This window comes from Hydrogenophaga luteola (assembly GCF_042648585.1).
GTDB lineage: Bacteria > Pseudomonadota > Gammaproteobacteria > Burkholderiales > Burkholderiaceae_C > Hydrogenophaga > Hydrogenophaga luteola.
In genome coordinates, this window is the sequence record NZ_JBHRXX010000002.1 from 831,739 (window position 1) to 855,256 (window position 23,518).

General features: G+C 66.4%; 19 protein-coding genes, 2 tRNA genes and 1 pseudogene. 14 read left to right on the plus strand and 8 right to left on the minus strand.

What is annotated here, in order from left to right; genetic code table 11:
• Positions 1-4: 4 nt before the first annotated feature.
• Positions 5-250 (plus strand): annotated as a pseudogene (mnhG, locus tag ACFOPI_RS07755) (monovalent cation/H(+) antiporter subunit G); the annotation flags it as partial.
• On the opposite strand, the gene ACFOPI_RS07760 reads toward mnhG, so the two are convergent.
• Entirely contained in the window at positions 225-959 is a 735-nt protein-coding gene (locus tag ACFOPI_RS07760) for a TetR family transcriptional regulator (RefSeq protein WP_382172672.1), read from the minus strand. The pseudogene mnhG and the gene ACFOPI_RS07760 sit on opposite strands and share 26 nt — an antisense overlap.
• 152 nt (positions 960-1,111) lie before the next feature.
• On the opposite strand from ACFOPI_RS07760, the gene ACFOPI_RS07765 reads away from it, so the two are divergent.
• The 3 genes from ACFOPI_RS07765 to ACFOPI_RS07775 are packed head-to-tail and all read left to right on the plus strand — an operon-like array spanning position 1,112 to position 6,944.
• Positions 1,112-2,410 (plus strand): efflux RND transporter periplasmic adaptor subunit, encoded by a 1,299-nt coding sequence (locus ACFOPI_RS07765; RefSeq protein ID WP_382172674.1) that lies wholly within the window; start codon positions 1,112-1,114, stop codon positions 2,408-2,410.
• A gap of 12 nt (positions 2,411-2,422) precedes the next feature.
• On the plus strand, positions 2,423-5,575 hold the full coding sequence (locus tag ACFOPI_RS07770) for an efflux RND transporter permease subunit (RefSeq protein WP_382172676.1): 3,153 nt from the start codon (positions 2,423-2,425) through the stop codon (positions 5,573-5,575).
• Entirely contained in the window at positions 5,568-6,944 is a 1,377-nt protein-coding gene (locus ACFOPI_RS07775; RefSeq protein WP_382172678.1) for an efflux transporter outer membrane subunit, read from the plus strand. Before ACFOPI_RS07770 ends, ACFOPI_RS07775 begins: the two co-directional genes overlap by 8 nt.
• 24 nt (positions 6,945-6,968) lie before the next feature.
• On the opposite strand, the gene ACFOPI_RS07780 is transcribed toward ACFOPI_RS07775, so the two are convergent.
• The 4 genes from ACFOPI_RS07780 to earP all read right to left on the minus strand — a co-directional run bounded on the left by ACFOPI_RS07780 (position 6,969) and on the right by earP (position 10,519).
• A complete protein-coding gene (locus tag ACFOPI_RS07780) occupies positions 6,969-7,841 on the minus strand; it encodes an LOG family protein (protein ID WP_382172680.1) in 873 nt (290 codons plus the stop codon).
• Positions 7,842-7,876: 35 nt separating this feature from the next.
• Complete coding sequence (locus tag ACFOPI_RS07785) at positions 7,877-8,755, minus strand: AEC family transporter (RefSeq protein ID WP_382172682.1); 879 nt, start codon at positions 8,753-8,755, stop codon at positions 7,877-7,879.
• A 65-nt stretch (positions 8,756-8,820) separates the two neighbouring features.
• Positions 8,821-9,375 carry an elongation factor P gene (gene efp / locus ACFOPI_RS07790; RefSeq protein ID WP_066158929.1) on the minus strand — a complete coding sequence of 185 codons (555 nt, stop codon included), beginning with the start codon at positions 9,373-9,375 and terminating at the stop codon, positions 8,821-8,823.
• A gap of 64 nt (positions 9,376-9,439) precedes the next feature.
• Positions 9,440-10,519, minus strand: coding sequence for an elongation factor P maturation arginine rhamnosyltransferase EarP (gene earP, locus ACFOPI_RS07795; RefSeq protein ID WP_382172684.1), 1,080 nt, complete (start codon positions 10,517-10,519; stop codon positions 9,440-9,442).
• Positions 10,520-10,559: 40 nt separating this feature from the next.
• Here earP and uvrC point away from each other — a divergent pair, with 40 nt between their 5' ends.
• Complete coding sequence (gene uvrC / locus ACFOPI_RS07800; RefSeq protein WP_382172686.1) at positions 10,560-12,623, plus strand: excinuclease ABC subunit UvrC; 2,064 nt, start codon at positions 10,560-10,562, stop codon at positions 12,621-12,623.
• A 13-nt stretch (positions 12,624-12,636) separates the two neighbouring features.
• Here the strand turns inward: uvrC and ACFOPI_RS07805 are convergent, their stop codons facing one another.
• On the minus strand, positions 12,637-14,292 hold the full coding sequence (locus tag ACFOPI_RS07805; protein WP_382172688.1) for an adenylate/guanylate cyclase domain-containing protein: 1,656 nt from the start codon (positions 14,290-14,292) through the stop codon (positions 12,637-12,639).
• 77 nt (positions 14,293-14,369) lie between these two features.
• Between ACFOPI_RS07805 and pgsA the strand changes: the two genes are divergently transcribed.
• Both pgsA and ACFOPI_RS07815 read left to right on the plus strand, forming a co-directional pair.
• Positions 14,370-14,939: a CDP-diacylglycerol--glycerol-3-phosphate 3-phosphatidyltransferase gene (pgsA, locus tag ACFOPI_RS07810; RefSeq protein WP_382172690.1), complete on the plus strand. Its 570-nt coding sequence runs from the start codon at positions 14,370-14,372 to the stop codon at positions 14,937-14,939.
• Positions 14,939-15,826, plus strand: a complete 888-nt coding sequence (locus tag ACFOPI_RS07815; protein WP_382172692.1) for a DMT family transporter — start codon at positions 14,939-14,941, stop codon at positions 15,824-15,826. The genes pgsA and ACFOPI_RS07815 overlap by 1 nt, the downstream gene beginning before the upstream one ends.
• Here the strand turns inward: ACFOPI_RS07815 and ACFOPI_RS07820 are convergent.
• On the minus strand, positions 15,783-16,769 hold the full coding sequence (locus tag ACFOPI_RS07820) for a LysR family transcriptional regulator (RefSeq protein ID WP_382172694.1): 987 nt from the start codon (positions 16,767-16,769) through the stop codon (positions 15,783-15,785). The two genes, ACFOPI_RS07815 and ACFOPI_RS07820, sit on opposite strands and share 44 nt — an antisense overlap.
• Positions 16,770-16,857: 88 nt before the next feature.
• Between ACFOPI_RS07820 and ACFOPI_RS07825 the strand changes: the two genes are divergently transcribed.
• From ACFOPI_RS07825 to ACFOPI_RS07845, 5 genes are all read left to right on the plus strand, one after another.
• Positions 16,858-17,955 (plus strand): tartrate dehydrogenase, encoded by a 1,098-nt coding sequence (locus tag ACFOPI_RS07825; RefSeq protein ID WP_382172696.1) that lies wholly within the window; start codon positions 16,858-16,860, stop codon positions 17,953-17,955.
• Positions 17,956-18,236: 281 nt separating this feature from the next.
• Positions 18,237-18,509, plus strand: coding sequence for an HU family DNA-binding protein (locus ACFOPI_RS07830; protein WP_066158910.1), 273 nt, complete (start codon positions 18,237-18,239; stop codon positions 18,507-18,509).
• Between the two features lie 20 nt (positions 18,510-18,529).
• Positions 18,530-18,605: transfer RNA gene (locus ACFOPI_RS07835), tRNA-Val, on the plus strand.
• An 85-nt stretch (positions 18,606-18,690) separates the two neighbouring features.
• Positions 18,691-20,586, plus strand: a complete 1,896-nt coding sequence (locus ACFOPI_RS07840; RefSeq protein ID WP_382172698.1) for a SurA N-terminal domain-containing protein — start codon at positions 18,691-18,693, stop codon at positions 20,584-20,586.
• 28 nt (positions 20,587-20,614) lie between these two features.
• A tRNA-His gene (locus ACFOPI_RS07845) sits at positions 20,615-20,690 on the plus strand.
• Between the two features lie 66 nt (positions 20,691-20,756).
• Here the strand turns inward: ACFOPI_RS07845 and ACFOPI_RS07850 are convergent.
• Positions 20,757-21,743, minus strand: coding sequence for an NADPH:quinone oxidoreductase family protein (locus ACFOPI_RS07850; RefSeq protein ID WP_382172700.1), 987 nt, complete (start codon positions 21,741-21,743; stop codon positions 20,757-20,759).
• A gap of 120 nt (positions 21,744-21,863) precedes the next feature.
• Between ACFOPI_RS07850 and surE the strand changes: the two genes are divergently transcribed.
• The gene (gene surE / locus ACFOPI_RS07855; protein ID WP_382172702.1) at positions 21,864-22,649 is read left to right on the plus strand and encodes a 5'/3'-nucleotidase SurE; all 786 of its coding nucleotides are present in this window, start codon (positions 21,864-21,866) and stop codon (positions 22,647-22,649) included.
• A 161-nt stretch (positions 22,650-22,810) separates the two neighbouring features.
• On the plus strand, positions 22,811-23,485 hold the full coding sequence (locus tag ACFOPI_RS07860) for a protein-L-isoaspartate(D-aspartate) O-methyltransferase (protein WP_382172703.1): 675 nt from the start codon (positions 22,811-22,813) through the stop codon (positions 23,483-23,485).
• Positions 23,486-23,518: the final 33 nt, after the last annotated feature.

Below are 23,518 nucleotides of genomic sequence, written 5' to 3' on the forward strand. Positions count from 1 at the left end.
AACGATGGAACTGAATCCGTTGATCGAATGGGCGGCTGCGATCCTGATCGTGACCGGCGCCTTCTTCCTGCTGGTGGGCGCCATCGGCATGGTGCGCCTGCCCGACTTCTACATGCGCCTGCACGCGCCCACCAAGTCGTCCACCCTGGGCGTGGGCGGTGTGCTGCTGGCCTCGCTGCTGCTGGGCTGGGCGCAGGGTCGGCCCGGCCTCGCCGAGCTGCTGATCACTCTGTTCGTGTTCGTGACCGCGCCGGTGTCGGCGAACTTGCTGGCGCAGGCGGCCTTGCATCTGCGGCTGCCTTCACGCGCGCCGCAGCCCGAGGCGCTGCCGCCTTCGGTGCCTCCAGGGCGCTGAAGCCCAGCCCCGCCAGGTAGCTGTCCATCACCTGGGTGCCGACTTCGACGAGGTCGAAGTCGCGGGTATCCAGCAGCCAGTTGTCTAGCAGGCCGGTGAGGATGGCCTTGAGGCCCAAGGCCGCACTGCGGGTGGGGACGGTCAGCCGGATGCCCGCGTCGGCGGCGGCTGCATCGAACTGCTGGATGAGATGACTCAGGTATTCGTCGCGCCAGCGCAGCTTGCGTTCGCGCACGGCCAGCATCTCGCCGTTGTACTCGACCTGCTGGGTGGCGATTTCAAACACGCGGCGGGCCTGTTCGTCGGTGGCGGTTTTGTGCAGGGCGATCAGGACCGATGTCCGGATCTGATGCAAAGGGGCTTCCGCTGCCTGCGCGGCATAGGTCGACTGTTCCAGTGGCAGCGTCACCCGGTCCATCATGGCGTTGAACAGGTCCGCCTTGTCCTTGAAGTGCCAGTAGATGGCGCCGCGCGTGGTGCCGGCTGCGCTCGCGATCTCCTGCAGCGAGGTGCGAGAGACCCCGTTGGCCTGGAACAGCTGTTCCGCGGCATCGAGCAGGGCGGTGCGGGTGGCTTCGGCGTCGGCTTTGGTGCGGCGGACCATGGCTGTGTTCACAAAGAAAGAGACCCCACGAATATACATACATTCGTGTCTGTATGTATACTTCGACCCCTTCGGTAACGCTGGCATGCGCTTTGCGCAGGATGGCGTGTCCGTCCAGGTTCCGTCTTCATTCGTCGCCCATGAGGTTCTTCATGCTCGCTTCATCCCCTGCTTCTCCGACGCCGCCCGCGGCGCGCACATTCTCCGGCGCGCGTCTGCGCCAGACCTTCCTGCTGCTGCCGCTGGTGGCGGCGCTGGCCGCCTGCGGCAATGCCGAAGCACCGCCCGCCGGTGGCGGCGCACCGGGCGGGGGCATGCCCGCGCCGGAAGTGGGCGTGGTGACGGTGCAGCCGGGTGATGTTGGCCTGCAGACCGAGCTGCCGGGCCGGCTGGAGGCTTCGCGCGTGGCACAGGTGCGGGCTCGCGCGGCCGGCATCCTGCAGCAGCGCCTGTTCAAGGAAGGCAGCGATGTGAAGGCCGGTCAGGCGCTGTTCCGCATCGATGCCGCGCCCTACCAGGCCACCCTTCAAAGCGCACAGGCCAGCCTGGCCCGCGCCCAGGCGAACCTGGCCAGCACCACCGCGGTGGCCGAACGCTACAAGCCGCTGGTGGCCGAGAACGCGATCAGCCAGCAGGAATACACCAACGCCGTCGCGGCCCAGAAGGCGGCCGAGGCCGATGTGGCTGCCGCCAAGGCGGCCGTGCAGACAGCCGGCATCAACCTCAACTACGCCAGCGTGACCGCCCCCATCTCGGGCCGCATCGGCCGCGCGCTGGTGACCGAAGGCGCTCTGGTCGGCCAGGGCGAGGCGACGGCGCTGGCCGTGATCCAGCAAGTCGATCCGCTGTACGTCAACTTCACCCAGTCGGCCTCCGAGGCCATGCGCCTGAAGCGTGCGATGGAGGCCGGCCAGCTCAAGGGCGCCGGCGAGGGCGCTGCGGCGGTCCGCGTGGTGCTCGACGACGGCAGCGAACACGCCAAGCCAGGCAAGCTGCTGTTCTCCGACCTGACCGTCGATGCCACCACCGGTCAGGTGACGCTGCGTGCCGAGGTGCCCAACCCGGGCGGCATGCTGCTGCCGGGGCTGTACGTGCGTGTGCGGCTGGAGCAGGCTGTGGCGAGCAACGCCATCACGCTGCCGCAACAGGCGGTGACACGCACGGCGCAGGGCGACACGGTGTCGGTGGTGGGGGCAGACGGCAAGATCGAGAAGCGCCCGGTCAAGGTGGGCGGTCAACAGGGCGGCCGCTGGGTCGTGCTCGATGGCCTGAAGGCCGGGGAGCAGGTGATGGTCGACGGCTTCCAGAAGCTGCAGATGATGCCCCCGGGCACTCCCGTCAAGGCCGTGCCGTGGGCGCCGCCGGGCAGCCAGCCTGCAGCCCCGGCCGCTCCTGCAGCGGCTGCCAAACCCGCTGCTGAAGAGAAACCGGCTGCGGAACCCGCCAAGTAAGGAGCGCCCGACATGGCGAAATTCTTCATCGAGCGCCCCATCTTCGCGTGGGTGATCGCGCTCTTCATCATGGTGGCGGGCGCGGTGTCCATCACCCAGCTGCCGATCGCGCAATACCCGCCGGTGGCGCCACCGTCTATCGTCATCAACGCCACTTACCCGGGTGCATCGGCCAAGACGCTGGAAGACAGCGTGCTGTCCGTCATCGAGCAGGAGATGAACGGCTCTCCGGGCCTGATCTATATGGAAGCGGTGGCCCAGGCCAACGGCACCGGCAGCATCACGCTGAGCTTCGAGCCCGGCACCAACGCCGACCTGGCGCAGGTGGACGTGCAGAACCGCCTTTCGCGCGCCACGCCCCGCCTGCCGGCGGCCGTGACGCAGCAGGGTGTGCGCGTGGACAAGTCGCGCAACAACTTCCTGCTGTTCGCGATCCTGACCAGCGATGACCCCGCCCTGGACCCGGTGGCCCTGGGCGACTACGCCTCGCGCAGCGTCGTGCCGGAAATCCAGCGTCTGCCCGGCGTGGGCCAGGCCCAGCTGTTCGGCACCGAACGCGCGATGCGAATCTGGATCGACCCGGCCAAGCTGCTCGGCTTCAACCTCAGCGCGGCCGACGTCACCAACGCCATCCGCGCACAGAACGCGCAGGTGTCCGCCGGTGAAATCGGTGCGCTGCCCAACGTGGCGGGCCAGAGCATCGCGGCCACCGTGGTGGTCAACGGCCAGCTCGCCAGCGTCGAGCAGTTCGGCAACATCGTGCTGCGCGCCAGCAGCGACGGCGCCACCGTGCGCCTGAAGGATGTGGCCCGCATCGAACTCGGTGCCCAGGCCTACGCCACCTCGGCGCGCCTGAACGGCAAGCCCTCCACCGGCATTGGTGTGCAGCTGGCGCCCAGCGGCAACGCGCTGGCAACGGCAGAGGCGGTGCGTGCGCGCATGACCGAACTGGAGAAGTTCTTCCCCAAGGGCATGAGCTGGACGATCCCCTACGACAGCTCCAAGTTCGTGAAGATCTCCATCCAGGAAGTGGCCAAGACCCTTCTGGAGGCTGTCGCTCTGGTGTTCCTGGTGATGCTGGTGTTCCTGCAGAACTGGCGCTACACGCTGATTCCCACCGTGGTGGTGCCGGTGGCGCTGCTGGGCACCTTCGCCGCGCTGCTGACCATGGGCTTCTCGATCAACGTGCTGACCATGTTCGGCATGGTGCTGGTGATCGGCATCGTGGTGGACGACGCCATCGTGGTGGTGGAGAACGTCGAGCGCATCATGAGCGAGGAAGGCCTGCCGCCGCTGGAAGCCACGCGCAAGGCCATGGGCCAGATCTCGGGCGCCATCATCGGCGTGACCGTGGTGCTGATCTCGGTGTTCGTGCCGCTGGCCTTCTTCAGCGGCTCGGTGGGCAACATCTACCGCCAGTTCGCGGCGGTGATGGGCGTGTCCATCGCCTTCTCCGCTTTCATGGCGCTGTCGCTGACGCCCGCGCTGTGCGCCACGCTGCTCAAGCCGGTCGAGGCCGGGCATCACCACGAGAAGAAGGGCTTCTTCGGCTGGTTCAACCGCACCTTCTCGCGCACCGCCAAGCGCTACGAGGCTGGCGTGTCGCGCCTGCTGCCGCGCGCGGGTCGCACCATGCTCATCTACGTGGCCATCGTGGCGGCGGTGGCAGTGATCTACCAGCGCCTGCCCAGCTCGTTCCTCCCCAGCGAGGACCAGGGCAACCTGCTGGTCAACGTGCAGCTGCCACCGGGCGCGACGCAGGAGCGCACGCTGGAGGTGATGAAGCAGGTTGAAGGCTTCATGCTGCAGCAGCCCGAAGTGGAGGGCATGGTCGGCGTGCTGGGTTTCAGCTTCTCGGGCCAGGGCCAGAACGCAGCGCTCGCCTTCGTGACGCTCAAGGACTGGGCCGAGCGCACGGCGCCTGGCAGCGACGCGCAGTCCATCGCCGGCCGGGCATTCGGCGCACTCTCGGGCATCCGCGACGCCTTTGTCTTCCCGCTGAGCCCGCCCCCGATTCCTGAACTGGGGTCCTCATCGGGCTTCAGCTTCCGTCTGCAGGACCGCGCAGGTCTGGGCCGCGAGGCGCTGCTGAACGCACGCAACCAGATGCTGGGCATGGCCTCGCAGAGCAAGCTGCTGACCCAGGTGCGGCCGGACGGTCTGGAAGACGCGCCGCAGCTGCAGATCGACATCGACCGCGACCGCGCCAATGCGCTGGGCGTGGGCTTCGACAGCGTCAGCGCCGCCATCGGCACTGCGCTGGGCTCCAGTTACGTCAACGACTTCCCCAACGCCGGGCGACTGCAGCGTGTGGTGGTGCAGGCCGATGCCACGGCCCGCATGCAGCCCGAAGACCTGCTGCGCATCAACGTGCTCAACAACAAGGGGCAGGCGGTGCCGCTGTCGGCCTTTGCCAGCACCCACTGGATTACCGGCCCGATGCAGACCGTGCGATACAACGGCTATCCGGCCATGCGCATCAGCGGCAGCGCCGCGCCGGGCGTGAGCACCGGCCAGGCCATGGCCGAGATGGAGGCGCTGGCGGCGAAACTGCCACAGGGCTTCGGCTTCGAATGGACGGGTCAGTCGCGCGAGGAAAAGCTCGCTGGCTCGCAGGCCATGATCCTCTACGCCTTCGCCATCCTGGCCGTGTTCCTCTGCTTGGCCGCGTTGTATGAAAGCTGGTCGATTCCGATGGCCGTGATCCTGGTGGTGCCACTGGGCGTGCTCGGCGTGCTGCTGGCCACGTTGCTGCGCGGCTATGCCAACGACGTCTACTTCCAGGTGGGCCTGATCACGATCATCGGCCTGTCGGCCAAGAATGCGATCCTGATCATCGAGTTCGCCAAGGACATGCAGGCCCAGGGTCACAACGTGATCCAGGCGGCGCTGGCGGCGGCGCACATGCGCTTCCGTCCGATCGTGATGACCTCGATGGCCTTCACCCTGGGCGTGCTGCCGCTGTTCCTGGCCAGCGGGGCCGGCTCGGCCAGTCAGCGCGCCATTGGCACCGGCGTGATCGGCGGCATGCTGACCGGCACCGTGCTGGCCGTGATCTTCGTTCCGATCTTCTTCGTGCTGGTGCGCACATTCTTCAAGGACAGCGAGCGCCAGCAGCGCCTGCACGAGGCCGAGGCCCAACACCATGGGGTACACCATGTCTGACACCCGTTTCTTTTCCCTGGGCGCGCTGGCGGCAGCGGCCCTGATGGCCGGCTGCTCGATGACGCCGACGCTGGAGCGTCCCGTGGCGCCCGTCCCGACCACCTTCCCCGGACAGCCCGCCTCGGTCACCGCCAGCGGCCCGGTGCAGGCCTGGGAGAGCTTCATCACGGATGCCCGCCTGCGCGAGCTGGTGGCGCTGGCCCTGAAGAACAACCGCGACCTGCGGGTGGCGACGCTGAACATCGAGCAGGTGCGCGCGCAGTACCAGGTGCGCCGCGCCGACCAGGTGCCCACGGTCAACGCCTCTGTGGCCGGCAACCGCCAGCCCACCGCCAGCGGCGACATCAGCAGCACCTACACCGCGGGCCTGGCCATGGCCAGCTGGGAGCTGGACTTCTTTGGCCGCGTGGCCAGCCTCAAGGACGCCGCGCTCGCGCAGTTCCTCGCGAGCGAGGAGGCGCAGCGCGCGGTGCAGACCAGTCTGGTGGCCTCGGTGGCCAGCAGCTGGCTCGGCCTGCAGACCGACGAGGCCCTGCTGGCGCTGACCCAGCGCACCCTGGCCACGCGCGAGGATTCGCTGCGGCTGACGAAGCTGCGCTTTGACAACGGCGCGGCGTCTGCGCTGGACCTGCGCCAGGCGGAGTCCCTGACCGCGGCGGCGCGCGCCACGCTGGCGCAACAGCGCCGCACCATCGCGCAGGACCTGAACGCCCTGACCTTGCTGGTGGGGCAGGAGGTGCCAGCCAACCTGCTGCCCGGCGCAGGCGACGTGGCGCCGTTCCAGCCGGTCCCTGAGGGCCTGCCGTCGGAACTGCTGACCCGCCGCGCTGACATCCGGCAGGCCGAGCAGCAGATGGTCGCCGCCAACGCCAACATTGGGGCCGCACGGGCCGCCTTCTTTCCGCGCATCTCGCTGACGGCCAGTGTCGGCACGGTCAGCAACGAGCTCTCGGGTCTGTTCAAGGACGGGTCCTGGGGCTTCTCGCTGGCGCCGCAGGCCCTGCTGCCGATCTTCGACATGGGGCGCAACCAGGCCAACCTGGACTCGGCAAAAGTCGGCCGGGACATCGCCATCGCCCAGTATGAAAAAGCCATCCAGACCGCGTTCCGCGAGGTGGCTGATGCGCTGGCAGGGCGCGCCACGCTGGGCGAGCAGCTCTCGGCGCAGGAGGCTCAGGCCCAGGCCGAGACCGACCGATTCCGTCTGGCCGAGCTGCGCTACCGCAATGGCGTGGCGAGCTACCTCGATGTGCTGGACGCACAGCGCTCGCTGTTCGCCACCCAGCAGGCGCTGGCACAGATCCGGCTGGCGCAGCAGCAGAACCAGGTGGCGCTATACAAAGCGCTCGGCGGGGGCTGGAGCGAATGAGCGGCGGTCTGAGCCCGCAGGGGCTCAGACCTTCGGCAGGTCGTAGAACTGCACGATGTGCTTCCAGGCGTCCTGCGGATCGTCCACCAGCTTGAACAGATCAACGTCTTCGGGCGAGATCATTCCTTCTTCGACCAGCACGTCGAAGTGGATCAGGCGCTTCCAGTAGTCGCTGCCGAACAGCACGATGGGTACGGGCTTGGCTTTCTTGCACTGCACCAGGGTGATGACTTCAAACAGTTCGTCGAGCGTGCCGAAGCCGCCCGGGAAGGCCACCAGCGCCTTCGCACGCATCATGAAGTGCATCTTGCGCAGCGCGAAGTAGTGGAACTTGAAGCTCAGCTCGGGTGAGATGAAGCGGTTGCCCGATTGCTCGTGCGGCAGCGCGATGTTCAGACCCACATTGGGCGCGTTCTCGTCGTGCGCGCCGCGGTTGGCCGCTTCCATGATGCCGGGGCCGCCACCGGTGCAGATGAACAGCTGGTCTTCCTTCGGGCAGCGCGCGCTGTAGCGCGCCACGATGCGGGCGAACTCGCGCGCCCGGTCGTAGAAGTGGGCGTTGCGCAGCAGTGCGCGTGCCTTGGCAATGGCGCGTGCATCGCCGCTGGCCTCGGCGAATTCCAGCTGTTCCTGGGCCTCAGCAGGTTCGCGCACACGCGCGCTGCCGAAGACCACGATGGTGTTCTCGATGCCCAGATCCTGTTGCGCCAGATCGGGCTTGAGCAGCTCGAGCTGGAAGCGGATGCCGCGCGTCTCTCTGCGCAGCAGAAACTCGGGGTCGGCAAAGGCCAGTCGGTAGGCGTCGGCCTGCAGGGTGTTGCCGCTGTTGGCGTGGGCCTGCAGGTCGGCCCATGCGTCGGCGATGCGGCGCTCGTTCAGGTACTGGTGCTGTTCCATGTCGGATTCCTTATGGTGCGGGTCACATTCTGATCTCACAGCCCGATGGCGAGTGCCAGCGGCACGAACACCACCGCCAGTGCGTTGCCCAGCATGATCATGGCAGCGACCTTGTCGGGCTCCTGGTGGTAGCGCTCGGCCAGCATGAACTGCATCACGGCCGGGGGCAGGGCGGCAAACAGCAGCAACTGTCCGCGCGCCGCGCCCTCCAGTCCCAGGGCCCAAGCAAGAGGGATGCCGATGGCCAGCCCAAGCAGCGGTCTGGCCAGTGCACCCAGCAGGCCCAGCGCCAGACCGGAACGGGTGAGCGAGGTCAGCCGCACGCCCAGGGCGAACAGCATCATGGGCAACATCGCGTCGCCCAGCAGCTTCAGGCCCCCCAGCAGCACGTCGGGCGGACGGATGTCGGTGAGCGCACTGGCGAATCCGAGCACGGTGGCGACCATTAGCGGGCTGGTCAGCAGGTCGCGCGTGCGGGCCGAGGCGCTGGTGATGCGCGCGCCGATCGAAAAGTGGAATAGGTTGCTAACCGAGAACAGCGCGACTGCTGCACCAAAGTGCGACGGGCCGAAGGCCAGCAGGGCCAGCGGTAACCCCATGTTGCCGCAGTTGTTGAACATCACCACCGGCACCAGTGTGCGCGGCTGCGCGCCGAACCAGCGCGCCAGCGGCCAGGCCAGCAGGCCGCTGCCCAGTATCAGCACCGTGCCACCCATCAGCAGCGGCACATGATCGGCCAGGCGGAAGTCCTTGGCCGCCAGCGCCGAATACACCAGCACGGGCGCCAGCACGTCCAGCGCGATGCGGTTGAAGGTGGACAGGTCCGGCACCTTGCGGCGCGCATAGCCGTAGCCGATGGCCACGATCAGGAAGACCGGGATGATGACGTCGGCGATGCGGGAGAGAAGGTCCATGGTGCAAGGGTAGCAACAACAAAAAAGGCTCCTTGCGGGAGCCTTTCTGTGGGGCGGGAGCGCGATCAGACGCGCTTGCGGTATTCGCCGGTGCGGGTGTCGATTTCGATCTTGTCGCCCTGTTCCACGAACAGCGGCACGGCCACTTCGAAGCCGGTGGCGATCTTGGCGGGCTTGAGCACCTTGCCGGACGTGTCGCCCTTGACGGCGGGTTCGGTCCAGGTGATCTCGCGCACGATGCTGGTGGGCAGTTCAACGGAGATGGCCTTGCCTTCGTAGAACACCACTTCAACGGCCATGCCGTCTTCGAGGTAGTTCAGGGCGTCGCCCATGTTCTCGGCTTCCACTTCGTACTGGTTGTACTCGGTGTCCATGCAGACGTACATCGGGTCGGCGAAGTAGGAGTAGGTGCACTCCTTCTTGTCCAGGATGATCTGGTCCATCTTGTCGTCGGCCTTGAAGACGACTTCGGTGCCGATGTTGCCCAGCAGGCCCTTGAGCTTCATGCGGACGGTGGCGGCGCCGCGGCCGCCGCGGGCGTACTCGGTGCGCAGGACGATCATGGGGTCCTTGCCGTGCATGATCACGTTGCCGGCGCGGATTTCTTGGGCGATTTTCATAGGGGTTCCAACAGGTTGGGCCGCGGTTCCTTTCGCGGCGACGCTTCTAGCAAAGCCTTGAATTTTAATGCTTTTCGGCAACGAAGCCGAGCAGCTGGCTGATCAGGTCCGGCTGAGCCAGCAGGCGCTGGCGCGCAGCCAGGGCGCAGGCCTGCCAGCCGCGCACCGTGTCCCAGCCCGGCCAGACCGTGGCAGGGGCCGTAACGCCGTTCCAGGCCCGGTGGAAATCACGCAGCGAAGCGGGCGCCTCCAGCCAGTCCAGGAAGGCCTCGAGCTTGGCGTGGTGCGCCTTGTCGTGCTGCGGGTAGATGTGCCAGACAAAGGGCTTGCCTGCCCACAGCGCTCGCACCAGAGAGTCTTCGCCGCGCACGAAATTGAGGTCGCAGGACCAGAGCAGGTGGTCGTAGTCGTGCTGGGTCAGGCGGGGCACGGCGTGCAGCCGGGCCAGGCCAGTGTCCAGACCCTTGCCGAGCTCGGTCGCGACGGCATCGGCGGCCCGACCGGCGGTGACCATCCAGTCGCTGGGGGCCTGCGCCCCCACTTCCTGCAGCACCTTGCCAAGGGCCGGGGGTTCGTAACAGAACAGACTGGCTCGCGGAATGTTGCCGACGGGCAGGGCGTGCGACGCCAGCCAGGCGGGCGCGTCGAAGGCCGTTTGCCGCGCGGCCAGGTCCACCTCGCGCAGCAGGCCTCCGGTCCGGGGTGTGAAGCCGGGGTAGAAGAACCACTTGGTCAGGCCCTGCAGAGGGCCGGTCATGATGGGCGATGGCAGGCGGTGGCAGCGCTCGACGTAGGCTTCTGCGCTCATGTATTCCAGGTTCAGCCAGACTGGCGCTGCGTCGCCTTGCCGCACCCGCACGGCCAGATCGGCGAGGCATTCGTCCGCAGGGTCGCAGCCGAACGCCTCGATCCACACGTCGGCGGTGGGGCCGGCAGGGGCCTGCAACGGGGCCGTCCAGTGGATGACTTCGACCCCGGGGACGTGACCCTCCCGCGCGCCCGGCACCATCCAGTCCAGATCGTCGGGCACGTCGATCCACAGGCGCACGCGCTCTTGGCGCGCTGCCAGTCCGGCGCACAGCCGCCAGCACACGCCGATGTCGCCCAGGTTGTCGATGACCCGGCAGAAGATGTCCCATTGCATGGGCCAATTGTCTACCGCGACGGATTCACAATACGGCCCCATGTCCAGTCACGCACCCGACGCACCGCATTCCGAACAACTGCTGGCCGAGGTGGCGGCACTGCCTGGCCTGCCCGGGGTGTACCGGTACTTCGATGCCCAGGACCAGCTGCTTTACGTCGGCAAGGCGCGCAACCTGAAGAAGCGCGTCAGCAGCTACTTCCAGAAGAACCACGACGGCACCCGCATCGGCCACATGGTCAGCCGCATCGTGCGCATGGAGACCACGGTGGTGCGCACCGAAGCTGAGGCGCTGCTGCTGGAAAACAACCTGATCAAGACGCTGAACCCCAAGTTCAACATCCTGTTCCGGGACGACAAGAGCTACCCCTATCTCAAGATCACCGGCACCCGCGAGACCTTCCGGACCGCCGGGACCAAGCCCCTGCCGATGCTGGCGTTCCCGCGCATGGCCTACTACCGCGGCGTGGTCGACCGGCGGCACAGCTACTACGGCCCGTACCCCAGCGCATGGGCGGTGAAGGAGACCATCACGCTGTTGCAGAAGGTGTTCCGCCTGCGCACCTGCGAGGACACGGTGTTCGCGAACCGCACCCGGCCCTGCCTGCTCTACCAGATCAAGCGCTGCACCGGCCCTTGCGTGGACCTGATCGACACCGAGGCCTATGGGCGGGACGTGGCCGACGCCGAGCGCTTCCTGCGCGGCGAGACCCAGGAGGTGCTCGATGCGCTGCAGGCGCGCATGATGGCCCACGCCGAGAAGCTGGAGTTCGAGCAGGCGGCCGAGATCCGCAACCAGATGAGCGCGCTCTCCCGCGTGCTGCAGCAGCAGGCGATGGACAACCTCTCGGACAAGGACGTCGATGTGCTGGCAGTGAAGGTGCTGGGCGGGCGGGCCTGCGTGAACCTGGCCATGGTGCGCGGCGGCCGGCACCTGGGCGACCGGCCTTACTTCCCGGCCCACGTCGACGATGCGACCCAGATCGACGAGGCATTGGAGTCGGAAGCCGATTCACCGTCCGCTGCCGACCCGATGGAGCGGGTGCACGTACGGGTGCTGGAGGCCTTCATCGCACAGCACTACCTCGGGGCTTCGCTGCCGCACACCCTGGTGACGAGTCATCCGGTGAGCCGGACCCTGATGGAGGCCCTGACCGAGCAGAACGGGGCCAAGGTGCACGCGGTGCACCAGCCGCGCGAACACCGGCGCGCGTGGCTGGACATGGCGCAGAAGAACGCCGAGATCGCGCTGGCCCGCCTGCTGGCCGAAGAAGGCTCGCAGCAGGCGCGCACACGCGCGCTGGCCGAGGCGCTGGGGCTGCCTGACGACAACCTGGACGAGCTGCGCATCGAGTGCTTCGACATCTCGCACACGGCGGGCGAATCGACCCAGGCGTCCTGCGTGGTGTTCGAGGCGCACAAGATGCAGAACAGCCAGTACCGCCGCTACAACATCGACGGCATCACGCCCGGTGACGACTTCGCGGCCATGCGCCAGGTGCTGCTGCGGCGCTACGGCAAGATCGCCGAGGCGTTGCGGGCCGAGCAGGGTGTGGGGCAGGAGGCTTCGGCCGGCGCGGTGGAGGTTCCGGCGAATGTGGCGGACGCACCAGAGCCCGCGGCCGAGTTGGCGGGCGAGGCGCCCAAGGGTCCGCGCATGCCCGACCTGGTGCTGGTCGACGGAGGGAAGGGCCAGGTCAGCATGGCGCGCGAGGTGTTCCAGCAGCTGGGGCTGGACCTCTCGCTGATCGTGGGTGTCGAGAAGGGCGAAGGCCGCAAGGTCGGGCTGGAGGAACTGGTGTTCGCCGACGGGCGCGAGAAGGTCTATCTGGGCCACGACTCGGCGGCGCTGATGCTGGTGGCGCAGATCCGCGATGAGGCGCACCGCTTTGCCATCACCGGCATGCGGGCGCAGCGCGCCAAGGTTCGCACGGGTGGCAGCAAGCTGGAAGACATCCCGGGCGTTGGGCCCAAGAAGCGGGCGCGGCTGCTGCAGCGCTTTGGCGGCGTGCGCGGCGTGGCGGCCGCCAGCGTCGAGGACCTGAGCACCGTCGAAGGTATTTCGGCCGAGCTGGCCGATGCCATCTACCGGGCGCTGCACTGACCGCCGGGGCGGCCTACTTGCTGGTGAACAGAAAGCTGCCGTCCCATTCCGCCAGCGGCGGGTGGTCCAGGTAGCGGCGGCAGCGGCTGTGCAGCACCCGCGACGGCGGGTCGTCCGGGTGGGCCTCCAGCAGCGCCATTGCCGTGCCGAAGTCGCGCCCCTGGTAGTGGGTGAACGCGGCCTCGTAGTCGGCCACCATGTCCAGCCGCTCCGACGTCACCGCACCCCGACGACCCAGCAGCTCGTACACCCGGATCGGACGGCTTTTGCCGTAAGCCACCAGCTGATCCACCAGGCGGGTCACGAACTGCGCCTGCACCCGCTTCTGCGTGTGCTCGGACAGCAGGATCGAGGTGCCATAGAACTTGTTGGTCGTTTCGAGCCGGCTGACCAGGTTCACCTGGTCGCCAATCACGGTGTAGCTCATGCGGTCGGTGGAGCCGATGTTGCCGACGATGGCCTCACCGGTGTTGATGCCGATGCGAGTCCTGAACGCTACATGTCGACCCTGCGCCTCCCAGTCGAGATTGAGCTTTGCAACGGCCTCCTGGACCGCCAGGGCCGCATCGCAGGCGCGCTGCGGATGGTCGGTTACCGGCTCGGGCGCGTTCCAGAAGGCCAGCACCGCATCGCCGATGTACTGGTCGACCGTGGCGCCAGCCCCCAGCAGGCTGCCAGAGACGGCGGTCAGGTACTCGCCCAGGTGGTGCACCAGCTCGTCCGGTGCAAGCCGCTCGCTGAGCGTCGTGAAGCCCTCGACGTCGGACATGAAGAAGGTCATCTCCTGCTGCGTGCCGCCCAGCTCGGCATCGACCCCCCGTGCGATGAGCCGCCGCACCAGCTCGGCCGGCACGTACTTCTGGAACGAGCGCAGGCCCGAACGCATGCTGTCGAGCTGTTCCACCATGCGGTTGATTTCGATAACCCGTGAGCGGATGGGCGGCGTGCTTTCCAGGTCGAACTGGCGCACCTTGCGCATGTCGCCCTCCAGCTGCGACAGCGGGCGCCGGATGCGGTGCGCCATCCAGTAAGCCAGCGGCATGAGCAGCAGCGCGAGCACCGCGCAAGCCCCCCAGAGCGCGTACTGGTACTGCCGCTCCTGCTGGAGGATGCGGTCCGCCGACATGTCCAGCCCGAGCACCGCGTCCAGGCGCCCGTCGGGCAGGTACAGCGGTGCGTAGGCCGACATCCAGGTGCCCCAGGCGTCGGTGTAGAAGCGCTGAGTGACAAAGGCCTTGGCCGTGCCCCGGGGCGCCGACAGGGCGGCCCGCAGTTCGGGGCTCACGTCGGCGTACACGTCGCCGAGCGCGCTGAAATCCTCCGGTTTCTCTTCGGCGTCCACGACAAAGACCACCTGGCCGTCCGGCCGCTGTCGGGTGGTGTAGATGAAGCGGACGTGGGTCCCGTGATCCCTGATCTTGCGCAGGTGATCGCGCAGCGCGCGGTACTCAGGGCTGTCCTGGTCTTTCGGGGTCTGCAGGCGGTGGTGGGCCTGCACGTCGATCTGCGTGGCGGCGACCGCCACCAGATCGGACATGCGCAGGCGGAATTCGTCCCGCACGAAGTCGCCCACCAGACTGGACGTGGCCAGGCCAATGACCAGGCTGACCAGCAGCGTGATGCCGGTGAACGCCGCGACGAGCGTGAACCGCAAGGTGAAGGTGCCCAAGCTCCGAGGCGCCGCGGGGAGAGGGGGAGGGGGCGACATGGCCGGCCAGTGTACAAAACCACCCCCATAATCTCGGCATGTTCTTCAACCTTCCCACCCTGCTGACCTGGGCGCGAATCGTCGCCATTCCCCTGATCATCGGTGTGTTCTATCTGGAAGGTGTGAGCCCGGCGCAGCAGAACCTCATTGCGACCGTGATGTTCATCGTGTTTGCCGCCACCGACTGGGCCGATGGCTACCTGGCGCGCAAGCTCAACCAGACCTCGGCCTTCGGCGCCTTCCTTGACCCGGTGGCCGACAAGTTCCTGGTCTGCGCGTGCCTGCTGGTGCTGGTGCACCTGGAGCGGGCCGATGTATTCGTTGCGCTGATCATCATCGGCCGCGAGATCGCCATCTCGTCGCTGCGCGAGTGGATGGCCATCATCGGCGCCACCAAGAGCGTGGCGGTGCACATGATCGGCAAGGTCAAGACCTCTGTGCAGATGATTGCGATTCCCTTCCTGTTGTTCAATGGCACGCTGTTCGGCGTCATCGACACCCATGTCTGGGGGACCTGGCTGATCTGGATTTCGGCAGTGTTGACCGTCTGGTCCATGGTGTACTACCTCCAGAAGGCGCTGCCCGAGATCCGCGCCCGCTCGCACTGATGAACACTGGCAACAATGCATGGCTTCGTGCCATGCCCTGGGTGTTCGTGCTGATCTGGAGCACAGGCTTCATCGTCGCGCGCTACGGCATGCCGCACGCGCCGCCGATGTCCTTTCTTGCGGTGCGCTACGCGCTGTCCATCCTCTGTTTTCTACCCTGGATCGTGGTAGCAGGTGTGAAGTGGCCGTCCGATCGCCGGCAGGCGCTTCATCTGGCTGTCACCGGCGTGCTCATGCATGCAGGCTACCTGGGCGGAGTCTGGGCCGCGGTCAAGGCCGGCATGGGGTCCGGCCTCTCGTCGCTGATCGTCGGCATCCAACCCGTGCTCACCGCGATCTGGCTCACCTCCGTGGGTGGGCACCATGTGTCGCGCCGCCAGTGGCTGGGCTTGCTGCTGGGCTTTGCCGGCTTGGTGCTGGTGGTCTCCCGCAAGTTCGGTGCCGGTGGCCCGGGCGACTCGGCCAACTGGCTGAACCTGTCGTTTGCGGTGATGGCCCTGTTCGCGATCACCGCTGGCACGCTGTATCAGAAGCGCTTCGTCCAGCCCTGCGACGTGCGCACAGCGAACACGGTTCAGTTGGCGGCGGCGCTGGTGGTGACGCTGCCGCTGGCGCTGCTGGAGACTGAACGCATGCACTGGAACGCCGAGCTGGTGGGCGCCATGGCGTGGTCCGTGCTCGGCCTGACGCTGGGCGGCAGTTCGCTGCTCTACATGCTGATCCAGCGCGGTGCGGCCGCGTCGGTGACCAGCCTGATGTACCTGGTGCCGCCCTGCACGGCGCTCATTGCCTGGGTACTGTTCGCCGAGCCGATCACGGCGACGACGATTGCCGGCACCGCGCTCACCGCTTTCGGCGTGAGCCTGGTGGTGCGGCCTTCTCGCTGAGCGGAGCGGGCGCGTCGTGACGGCGCCACGGTTCTTCCTTGAAGTGCTCGGCCAGGAAGTCCACCAGCAACCGGACGCGCCGCGGCACCTGCGCCCGGTAGGGCGCGATCCAGTGAACGTCAGCGTCGGGCATGCTCCATTCGTCCAGCACCCGCACCAGTTCGCCGCGCGCGAGCAGCGGCGCCACGTCCCACAGGCTGCGCAGCATGATGCCGTGGCCCGCCAGGCACCAGTCGCGCACCAGTTCGCCGGAGTTGCTCGACAGCGGACCCCGCACTGGCGTGTGGGTCCACTCGCGCGCTCCGGTCCGTTGAAGGCGCCAGTGGTCGAAGCGCAGCTCCGCGCCGCTGCCGTTCTCGCGCACCACCAGGCAGTTGTGCTGTGACAGCTCGTCCAGCGAGCGGGGTACGCCCCGCCGGCGCAGGTAGGCCGGCGAGGCCACCAGCACACGCTGGTTGTTGGCGAGCCGCCGTTCGGTCCACTCGCCCGCGCGCTGGGCCGGTGCATTCCACAACCAGATCGCCCCATCCATGCCCTCGACGGTGAGGTCGGGCAACTGTTCCGTCAGCTGAACCTGGACGTTCACCTTGGGGTACAGCGACTGGAACGACGCGAGCGCCGGTCCCAGCCACATGCGGCCGAAGCCGAAGGTGGCTGCCAGCCGGACCGGCCCGGACGGCTCGGCCTGGCGCTCCCGCAGTTCCGCCTCGGCGGACTCGAAGGCACGCAGCAACTCTTGCGCACGCTCGCACAGCGTGTCGCCATCCGCGGTCGGGCTCACTCGGCGGGTGGTGCGCTGGAACAGCCGGGTGCCCAGCCGGGCTTCCAGTGCCGCCAGTCGTTTGGTCACCACCGACGGTGCCACCTTGAGTGCGCGTGCTGCGGTGACGAGGCTGCCGTGGCGCCGGACGGCCAGCACAAGCTCCAGATCAGGACGGTCCAATTCTTTCTTTTTTGGAAATAATTAATGGACAAATTATTGTTCAAAGGAGCCGTAAGCTCAGCGCACATCCCAAGCAAAGGAGCTTCCCATGTCATCCGCCCATCGCATCGCAGTCATCGCCGGAGACGGCATCGGTACCGAAGTCATGCCTGAGGGCCTGCGCGTCCTCGAAGCGGCCGCAACCAGGTTCGGCATCGGCCTGCAGTTCGACCATTTCGACTTCTCCAGCTGCGACTACTACGAGCGCCACGGCAAGATGCTGCCGGACGACTGGAAAGAGCAGATCGGAGGCCACGACGCGATCTATTTCGGTGCGGTTGGCTGGCCCGACAAGGTGCCCGACCACGTCTCGCTCTGGGGATCGCTGCTGATGTTCCGCCGCGAGTTCGACCAATATGTCAATGTGCGCCCGGCCAGGCTGATGCCCGGGGTGCGGGCGCCGGTGGTGCGGCGCGACGGAAGCCCGCGCGAACCCGGGGAGATCGACATGGTGATCGTGCGGGAGAACACAGAAGGCGAGTACAGCAGCATCGGGGGTCGCATGTACGCCGGTACCGAGCGCGAGATCGTGGTGCAGGAGACGGTGATGTCTCGCGTCGGTGTGGATCGGGTGTTGCGACATGCCTTCGAAGTCGCGCGTTCCCGCCCGAAGAAGCACCTGACCAGCGCCACCAAATCCAACGGCATCGCCATCACCATGCCCTACTGGGACGAACGGGTCGAGGCCATGGCGAAGGAGTACCCCGACGTAAAGGTGGACAAGTTCCACATCGACATCCTCACGGCGCACTTCGTCCAGCGCCCGGATTTCTTCGATGTGGTGGTAGGTAGCAACCTGTTCGGCGACATCCTCTCCGACCTGGGGCCTGCCTGCACCGGCACCATTGGCATCGCTCCCAGTGCCAACCTCAACCCCACGCGCCAGCATCCCTCACTGTTCGAGCCCGTTCATGGTTCGGCCCCGGACATTGCAGGGCAGGGCATCGCCAATCCGATCGGTCAGATCTGGTGCGGTGCCATGATGCTGGAGTTCCTAGGGCATCAGGCTGCCCACGACGCCATCATGCGTGCGATCGAGGAGTGCCTGGCGCCCGGCAGCGATGCGCCGCGCACACGCGACCTCGGTGGGCAGGCCAGCACCAGCGATCTCGGCAAGGCCATTGCTGCCAGAGTGCAAGCGGGTTGACCGGGTGTGCGGGCCATGGCGTCCGTCGCGAGTGCGTCGCTGGGAGCCCATGGAAACCGCATAGAATCTCGCGGTTCTGGCGTTCGTTGGGGGTTTCGACGGCCTCTGTATTGACAGTGCAGCAGGCCAGTGGGTCTAATGAAGATGCGCATGGACGGTGGTTTTTCCGCACCAATGCGACCTGTGATCCAACCAGAAACTGCAGGCAGTGGCGGCCGGTGTTTCACCATCACGCACTCGCCTGATGAGACGAACTTTTATTTCTTATAGAGGGGCTATTTGTGAACAAAACAGAACTCGTCGAGCACATCGCCAAGCACGCCGACATCTCCAAGGCTGCGGCCACCCGCGCACTGGACTCCACCATCACCGCCATCCGCACCACCCTGAAGAAGGGTGGCACGGTGTCCCTGGTGGGTTTCGGGTCGTTCGCCGTGACCAAACGTCCCGCTCGCAAGGGTCGCAATCCCCGCACCGGCGCTGAGATTAAAATCAAGGCAGCCAAGGTTCCGAAGTTCCGTCCGGGCAAGGCCCTCAAGGATGCTCTGAACTGAGCAACCAAAGGTACCCGGTGGGGTGCTTAGCTCAGTCGGTAGAGCGGCGCCCTTACAAGGCGTAGGTCGGCGGTTCGACCCCGTCAGCACCCACCACCATCAAGAAGGCGAACTCGGGTTCGCCTTTTTTGTTGTCGACATCCCGGTGTCGGCGTTTGTTTGAAGTAGCAGGATTCCAGGCATGTTCGACTCCATCCGCAATCACAAGAAGTACCTCATGGGCTTCCTGCTGATACTGATCATCCCGTCCTTCGTGCTGTTCGGTGTCCAGGGCTTCACCGACTTCAACCAGCGCGGTGAAGCCGTGGCGACGGTGGATGGTCACGACATCCGCAAGAGCGAGTGGGACGAGGCGCACCGGAACGAGGCGCAACGCCTGCGGGAGCAGATGCCCAACCTCGATGCCAAACTGCTTGACAGCGACGCCGCCCGCTACGCCACCCTGGAGCGGCTGGTGCGCGACCGCGTGCTGGCCGCCGCCGTGCAGAAAGACCACCTCTACACCAGCGATCAGCGACTGGCGCGTGCGCTCCAGGAAGATCCCAGCATCGCCGCCTTGCGCAAGCCCGATGGCTCGCTGGATGTTGAGCGCTATGCGCAGATGGTTGCGCGCCAGGGATTGACGCCCGAGGGCTTCGAGTCTCGCATCCGCTCCGACCTGTCCATGCGTCAGGTTCTCGGTGGTGTGCAAGGCACCGGGTTCGCGCCTCCGTCCGTGGCCCAGGTGTCGCTCAATGCTTTTTTCGAACGCCGTGAAGTGCGTGTTCTGACGCTGGCCGCCAAAGACTTTGCGGCCAAAGTGGCGCTGACCGATGCCGAGATCGAGCAGTTCTATAAGGACAACCAGGCCCTGTTCCAGGCGCCCGAGCAGATCGACGTCGAGTACCTCGTGCTCGATGCCGCGGAAATCGCCAAGGGCCTGACGCTCAACGAAGAAGACCTGCGTGCCTACTACAAGGAAAACGTGGCCAAACTCTCCGGTGACGAGGAGCGCCGCGCCAGTCACATCCTGCTCAACGCCGCAGCCGGCGCGCCCGCCGAGCAGCGCGAAAAGGTCAAGGCCAAGGCCCGGGCCCTGCTGGAGCAGGTGCGCAAGGCGCCCGAGACCTTCGCGGACGTGGCCAAAGCCAACTCGCAGGACACCGGGTCTGCTGCCAAGGGCGGCGACCTGGAGTTCTTCGGACGTGGTGCGATGGTCAAACCATTCGAGGACGTGGTTTTCGCGCTCAAGAAGGGTGAGATTTCTGATCTGGTGGAAACCGAGTTCGGTTACCACATCATCCAACTCACCGACATCAAGGCCCCCAAACAGAAGACGTTCGAAGAAATGCGTCCGCAGATCGAGACCGATCTGAAGAAGCAGCAGGCACAGAAGCGCTTCGCAGAAAGCGCGGACGGTTTCGGCAACATGGTCTACGAGCAGGCGGAAAGCCTCAAGCCCGCAGCAGACCAGTTCAAGCTCGAGATCAAGACCGCAAAGGGCCTGATACGGCAGCCGGTACCGGGTTCCGGTGTGCTGGCCAACGAGCGCCTGCTCGCTGCCCTGTTTGCGCCCGACTCCCTGCAGAACAAGCGCAACACAGAAGCGATCGAAACGGCTTCGGGGCAGATGACTGCGGCCCGTGTCGTGAGCCACGCGCCAGCTCGCACGCTGCCACTGGCCGAGGTCCGCGAAAGCGTGCGCGCTCGCCTGATCGCTCAGCGGTCCGCCCAGATGGCCAGGGAAGAGGGGGCCCGCAAGCTGGAAGGGCTCAAGTCGGGCAGCGACACCACTGCGCTACCGGCGTCTGTGGTCGTCTCTCGCGACAACCCGCAGGGCGTGGCTGGACAGGTCCTGAGGGCGGCGCTCAGCACCGATCCCAAGCAGTTGCCATCCTGGGCCGGTGTGGACCTGGGCGAGCAGGGCTATGCGATCGTGAAGGTGGAGAAGGTGCTGCAGCGCGCCACGCCTTCGGCTCAGAACCAGGAAGTGCAGCAATACGCCCAGTGGTGGGCCACCGCCGAGGCGCAGGCTCACTACGAGCTGCTCAAGCAAAGGTTCAAGGTCAAGATCCTGGTGCCCGAGCCAAAACAGTAAAGGTTCACGCTATAATCGCTGGCTTGCGGTGGCTGTAGCTCAGTTGGTAGAGTCCAGGATTGTGATTCCTGTTGTCGTGGGTTCGAGTCCCATCAGCCACCCCAAAAAACATGATCAAAGCCCGGCGTTCGCCGGGCTTTGTCGTTTTTGGCTTCTGGCGGGCCTTCCGGTCAGTTCACCAGCACCAGCTTACCCTTGACCGAACGCGAACCCATGATGGCGTAGGCCTTCGGCAGGTCTTTCATCGGCAGGGTCTGGTCGATCACCGGTTTGATCTGGCCCTTCATGTACATCGTAGCCAGCGTCTGCATCATCTGGGCATTGGCTTTCGGTTCGCGCTTGGCAAAGTCGCCCCAGAACACGCCCACGATGCTTGCGCCTTTGAGCAGAGACAGGTTCAGCGGCAGGCTCGGGATTGGACCGCTGGCAAAGCCCACCACCAGATAGCGGCCACGCCAGGCGATGGACCGGAAAGCCGGCTCGGCGAAGTCGCCGCCGACAGGGTCGTAGATCACGTCGGGCCCCTTGCCACCGGTCAACCGCTTGATTTCGTCGCGCAGCGTGGTCTGCGGTGTGTGCACGCTGTAGTTGATGGTTTCGTCGGCACCCAACTGCCTGCACAGGGCGCACTTGTCGTCGCTCGACGCGGCAGCAATCACCCGCGCACCGGCGGCTTTGGCCAGCTGGATCGCGGCCGTGCCGACGCCACCAGCGGCGCCAAGCACCAGCACGGTCTCGCCGGCCTTGAGCTGGGCGCGGTCCACCAGCGCGTGCTGCGAAGTGGCGTAGATCATGATGAATGCAGCAGCATCCACGGGCGGGAAGCCCGGTGGCAGCGGCATGCACAGCGCTGCGGGCGCGAGCGTGTGGGTGCCGAAACCGCCGGTGCCGCTCAGGCAGGCAACGCTTTGGCCGACCTGCAAGTGCGTCACGCCTTCACCGACTGCTCGAACCACGCCAGCGTATTCCGATCCGGGTACAAAGGGCAGCGGAGGTTTCATCTGGTACTTGTTCTGCACAATCAGCAGATCCGGGAAATTGAGGCTGGCGGCCTGGATCTCGATCAGCACCTCGCCCGGTCCGGGTTCGGGTGTGGGCAGTTCTTTCCAGGTCAGGGCCTCCACGCCCACAGGGTTTTCGCAAAGCCAGGCTTGCATCGGTCGTCTCCGGTGTTGTCAGGGTCGACGCATGATAGGCAGGGCCGCAAACAATGGGCGTCACCTGTGCGGCCCCATGTCCCGGGTGCGACCCGGGGCGGGCCGCCTAAAATCCTGCCAATGAAAATTCTCATCTCCAACGACGATGGTTACCAGGCGCCCGGCATCGTGGCCCTGTACGAGGCGCTCAAGGGCCTGGCCGACGTGGAGGTGGTGGCGCCCGAGCACAACAACAGTGCCAAGTCCAACGCGCTGACCCTGCACTCGCCGCTGTATGTGCACCGCGCGGCCAACGGTTTCCGCTATGTGAACGGTACGCCGGCCGACTGTGTGCACATCGCTTTGACAGGCTTGCTTGGCTATCGGCCCGATCTGGTGGTGTCCGGCATCAACAACGGCGCCAACATGGGGGACGACACGATTTACTCCGGCACCGTCGGAGCGGCAATGGAGGGTTACTTGTTCGGCATCCCCGCCATCGCGTTTTCCCAGACCGAGCGGGGCTGGGCGCACTTGGAGGTGGCCGGACAGAAGGCCGCCGAGCTGGTCAGACACCTGCTGCCGACGCTGCCGTCCGGGGACGACGCGGGTCGGCGACAGGCGCCGTGGCTGCTGAACGTCAACATCCCCTGCCGTCCGGCGGAGCAGATCCGGGGGTTCAAGGTCGCCCGGCTTGGGCGCCGCCATGCGGCCGAACAGGTGATCACGCAGACGAATCCACGCGGTGAAACCATGTACTGGATCGGCAGCGCCGGTCCGGCCAAGGACGATGCCGAAGGCACCGACTTTCATGCCACAGCGCAGGGCTTCGCTAGCATCACGCCGCTGCAGGTGGACCTCACCGACCACGAACGACTCGCCTACTGGGTTCCGACGGCTGCCGCGATGGGCGCTGGAACGCCATGAAGCGGACAAACCCCGCTCCGCCGCCGACCAGGAGCGCTTCTGCAGCCCCTGCCTCCGGCAAGCCGCGGCCGGGGTTTCCCGCCCGCCTGGACACAGCTCCGGCTGCGCCGGTCAACAGGCCCGGCGTCACATCGGCGGTGCAGGGTCGCAGCCCGGCGCCCATGGCTGCGAACGCAGCCCCGCGTGGCGTCGGCATGGATTCGGTGGCGGTTCGGCAAGCCATGGTGCGCAAGCTGCAGGCCCAGGGCATCTCCCATCCGGGCGTGCTGGGCGCCATGCAGGCGGTGGAACGGCACCGTTTCGTGGACACCGCGCTGGCCAATCAGGCTTATGAGGACACCAGCCTGCCGATCGGCTTGGGGCAGACCATCTCCAAGCCCAGCGTGGTGGCGCGCATGCTGGAGTTGCTGTGCCAGGGCAGGGAAGGCCGCATCGGCCGGGTGCTGGACGTCGGAACCGGCTGTGGCTACCAGGCCGCGGTGCTGAGCCATCTGGTACAGGAGGTCTACAGCATCGAGCGGCTGCGAGCACTGCATGAGAAGGCGCGCGACAACCTTCGAGCCTTCCGACTGGCCAATGTCCATCTTCTGTTCGGCGATGGCATGCCAGGTTATCCGCAAGGCGCCCCCTACGCCGGCATCGTGGCCGCTGCGGGCGGGAACGATGTGCCGCAGGCATGGATCGAACAACTCGCGGTCGGGGGGCGCCTCGTGGCACCCGCAGTGACCGACTCGGGCCAGCAGCACCTGATCGTCATTGAGCGCCATGCTCACGGATTCACACGTTCTGTATTGGAGCCGGTGCTCTTCGTGCCTCTAAAATCAGGCGTTTCGTGAAACCTTTCGGCCCACATGCGGCCGGCAAGTGTT

Coding starts and splice junctions, on each gene's coding strand:
- ACFOPI_RS07760 (WP_382172672.1), bottom strand. CDS start 959: ATGGTCCGCCGCACCAAAGCCGACGCCGAAGCCACCCGCACCGCCCTG.
- ACFOPI_RS07765 (WP_382172674.1), top strand. CDS start 1,112: ATGCTCGCTTCATCCCCTGCTTCTCCGACGCCGCCCGCGGCGCGCACA.
- ACFOPI_RS07770 (WP_382172676.1), top strand. CDS start 2,423: ATGGCGAAATTCTTCATCGAGCGCCCCATCTTCGCGTGGGTGATCGCG.
- ACFOPI_RS07775 (WP_382172678.1), top strand. CDS start 5,568: ATGTCTGACACCCGTTTCTTTTCCCTGGGCGCGCTGGCGGCAGCGGCC.
- ACFOPI_RS07780 (WP_382172680.1), bottom strand. CDS start 7,841: ATGGAACAGCACCAGTACCTGAACGAGCGCCGCATCGCCGACGCATGG.
- ACFOPI_RS07785 (WP_382172682.1), bottom strand. CDS start 8,755: ATGGACCTTCTCTCCCGCATCGCCGACGTCATCATCCCGGTCTTCCTG.
- efp (WP_066158929.1), bottom strand. CDS start 9,375: ATGAAAATCGCCCAAGAAATCCGCGCCGGCAACGTGATCATGCACGGC.
- earP (WP_382172684.1), bottom strand. CDS start 10,519: ATGCAATGGGACATCTTCTGCCGGGTCATCGACAACCTGGGCGACATC.
- uvrC (WP_382172686.1), top strand. CDS start 10,560: ATGTCCAGTCACGCACCCGACGCACCGCATTCCGAACAACTGCTGGCC.
- pgsA (WP_382172690.1), top strand. CDS start 14,370: ATGTTCTTCAACCTTCCCACCCTGCTGACCTGGGCGCGAATCGTCGCC.
- ACFOPI_RS07815 (WP_382172692.1), top strand. CDS start 14,939: ATGAACACTGGCAACAATGCATGGCTTCGTGCCATGCCCTGGGTGTTC.
- ACFOPI_RS07825 (WP_382172696.1), top strand. CDS start 16,858: ATGTCATCCGCCCATCGCATCGCAGTCATCGCCGGAGACGGCATCGGT.
- ACFOPI_RS07840 (WP_382172698.1), top strand. CDS start 18,691: ATGTTCGACTCCATCCGCAATCACAAGAAGTACCTCATGGGCTTCCTG.
- ACFOPI_RS07850 (WP_382172700.1), bottom strand. CDS start 21,743: ATGCAAGCCTGGCTTTGCGAAAACCCTGTGGGCGTGGAGGCCCTGACC.
- surE (WP_382172702.1), top strand. CDS start 21,864: ATGAAAATTCTCATCTCCAACGACGATGGTTACCAGGCGCCCGGCATC.
- ACFOPI_RS07860 (WP_382172703.1), top strand. CDS start 22,811: ATGGCTGCGAACGCAGCCCCGCGTGGCGTCGGCATGGATTCGGTGGCG.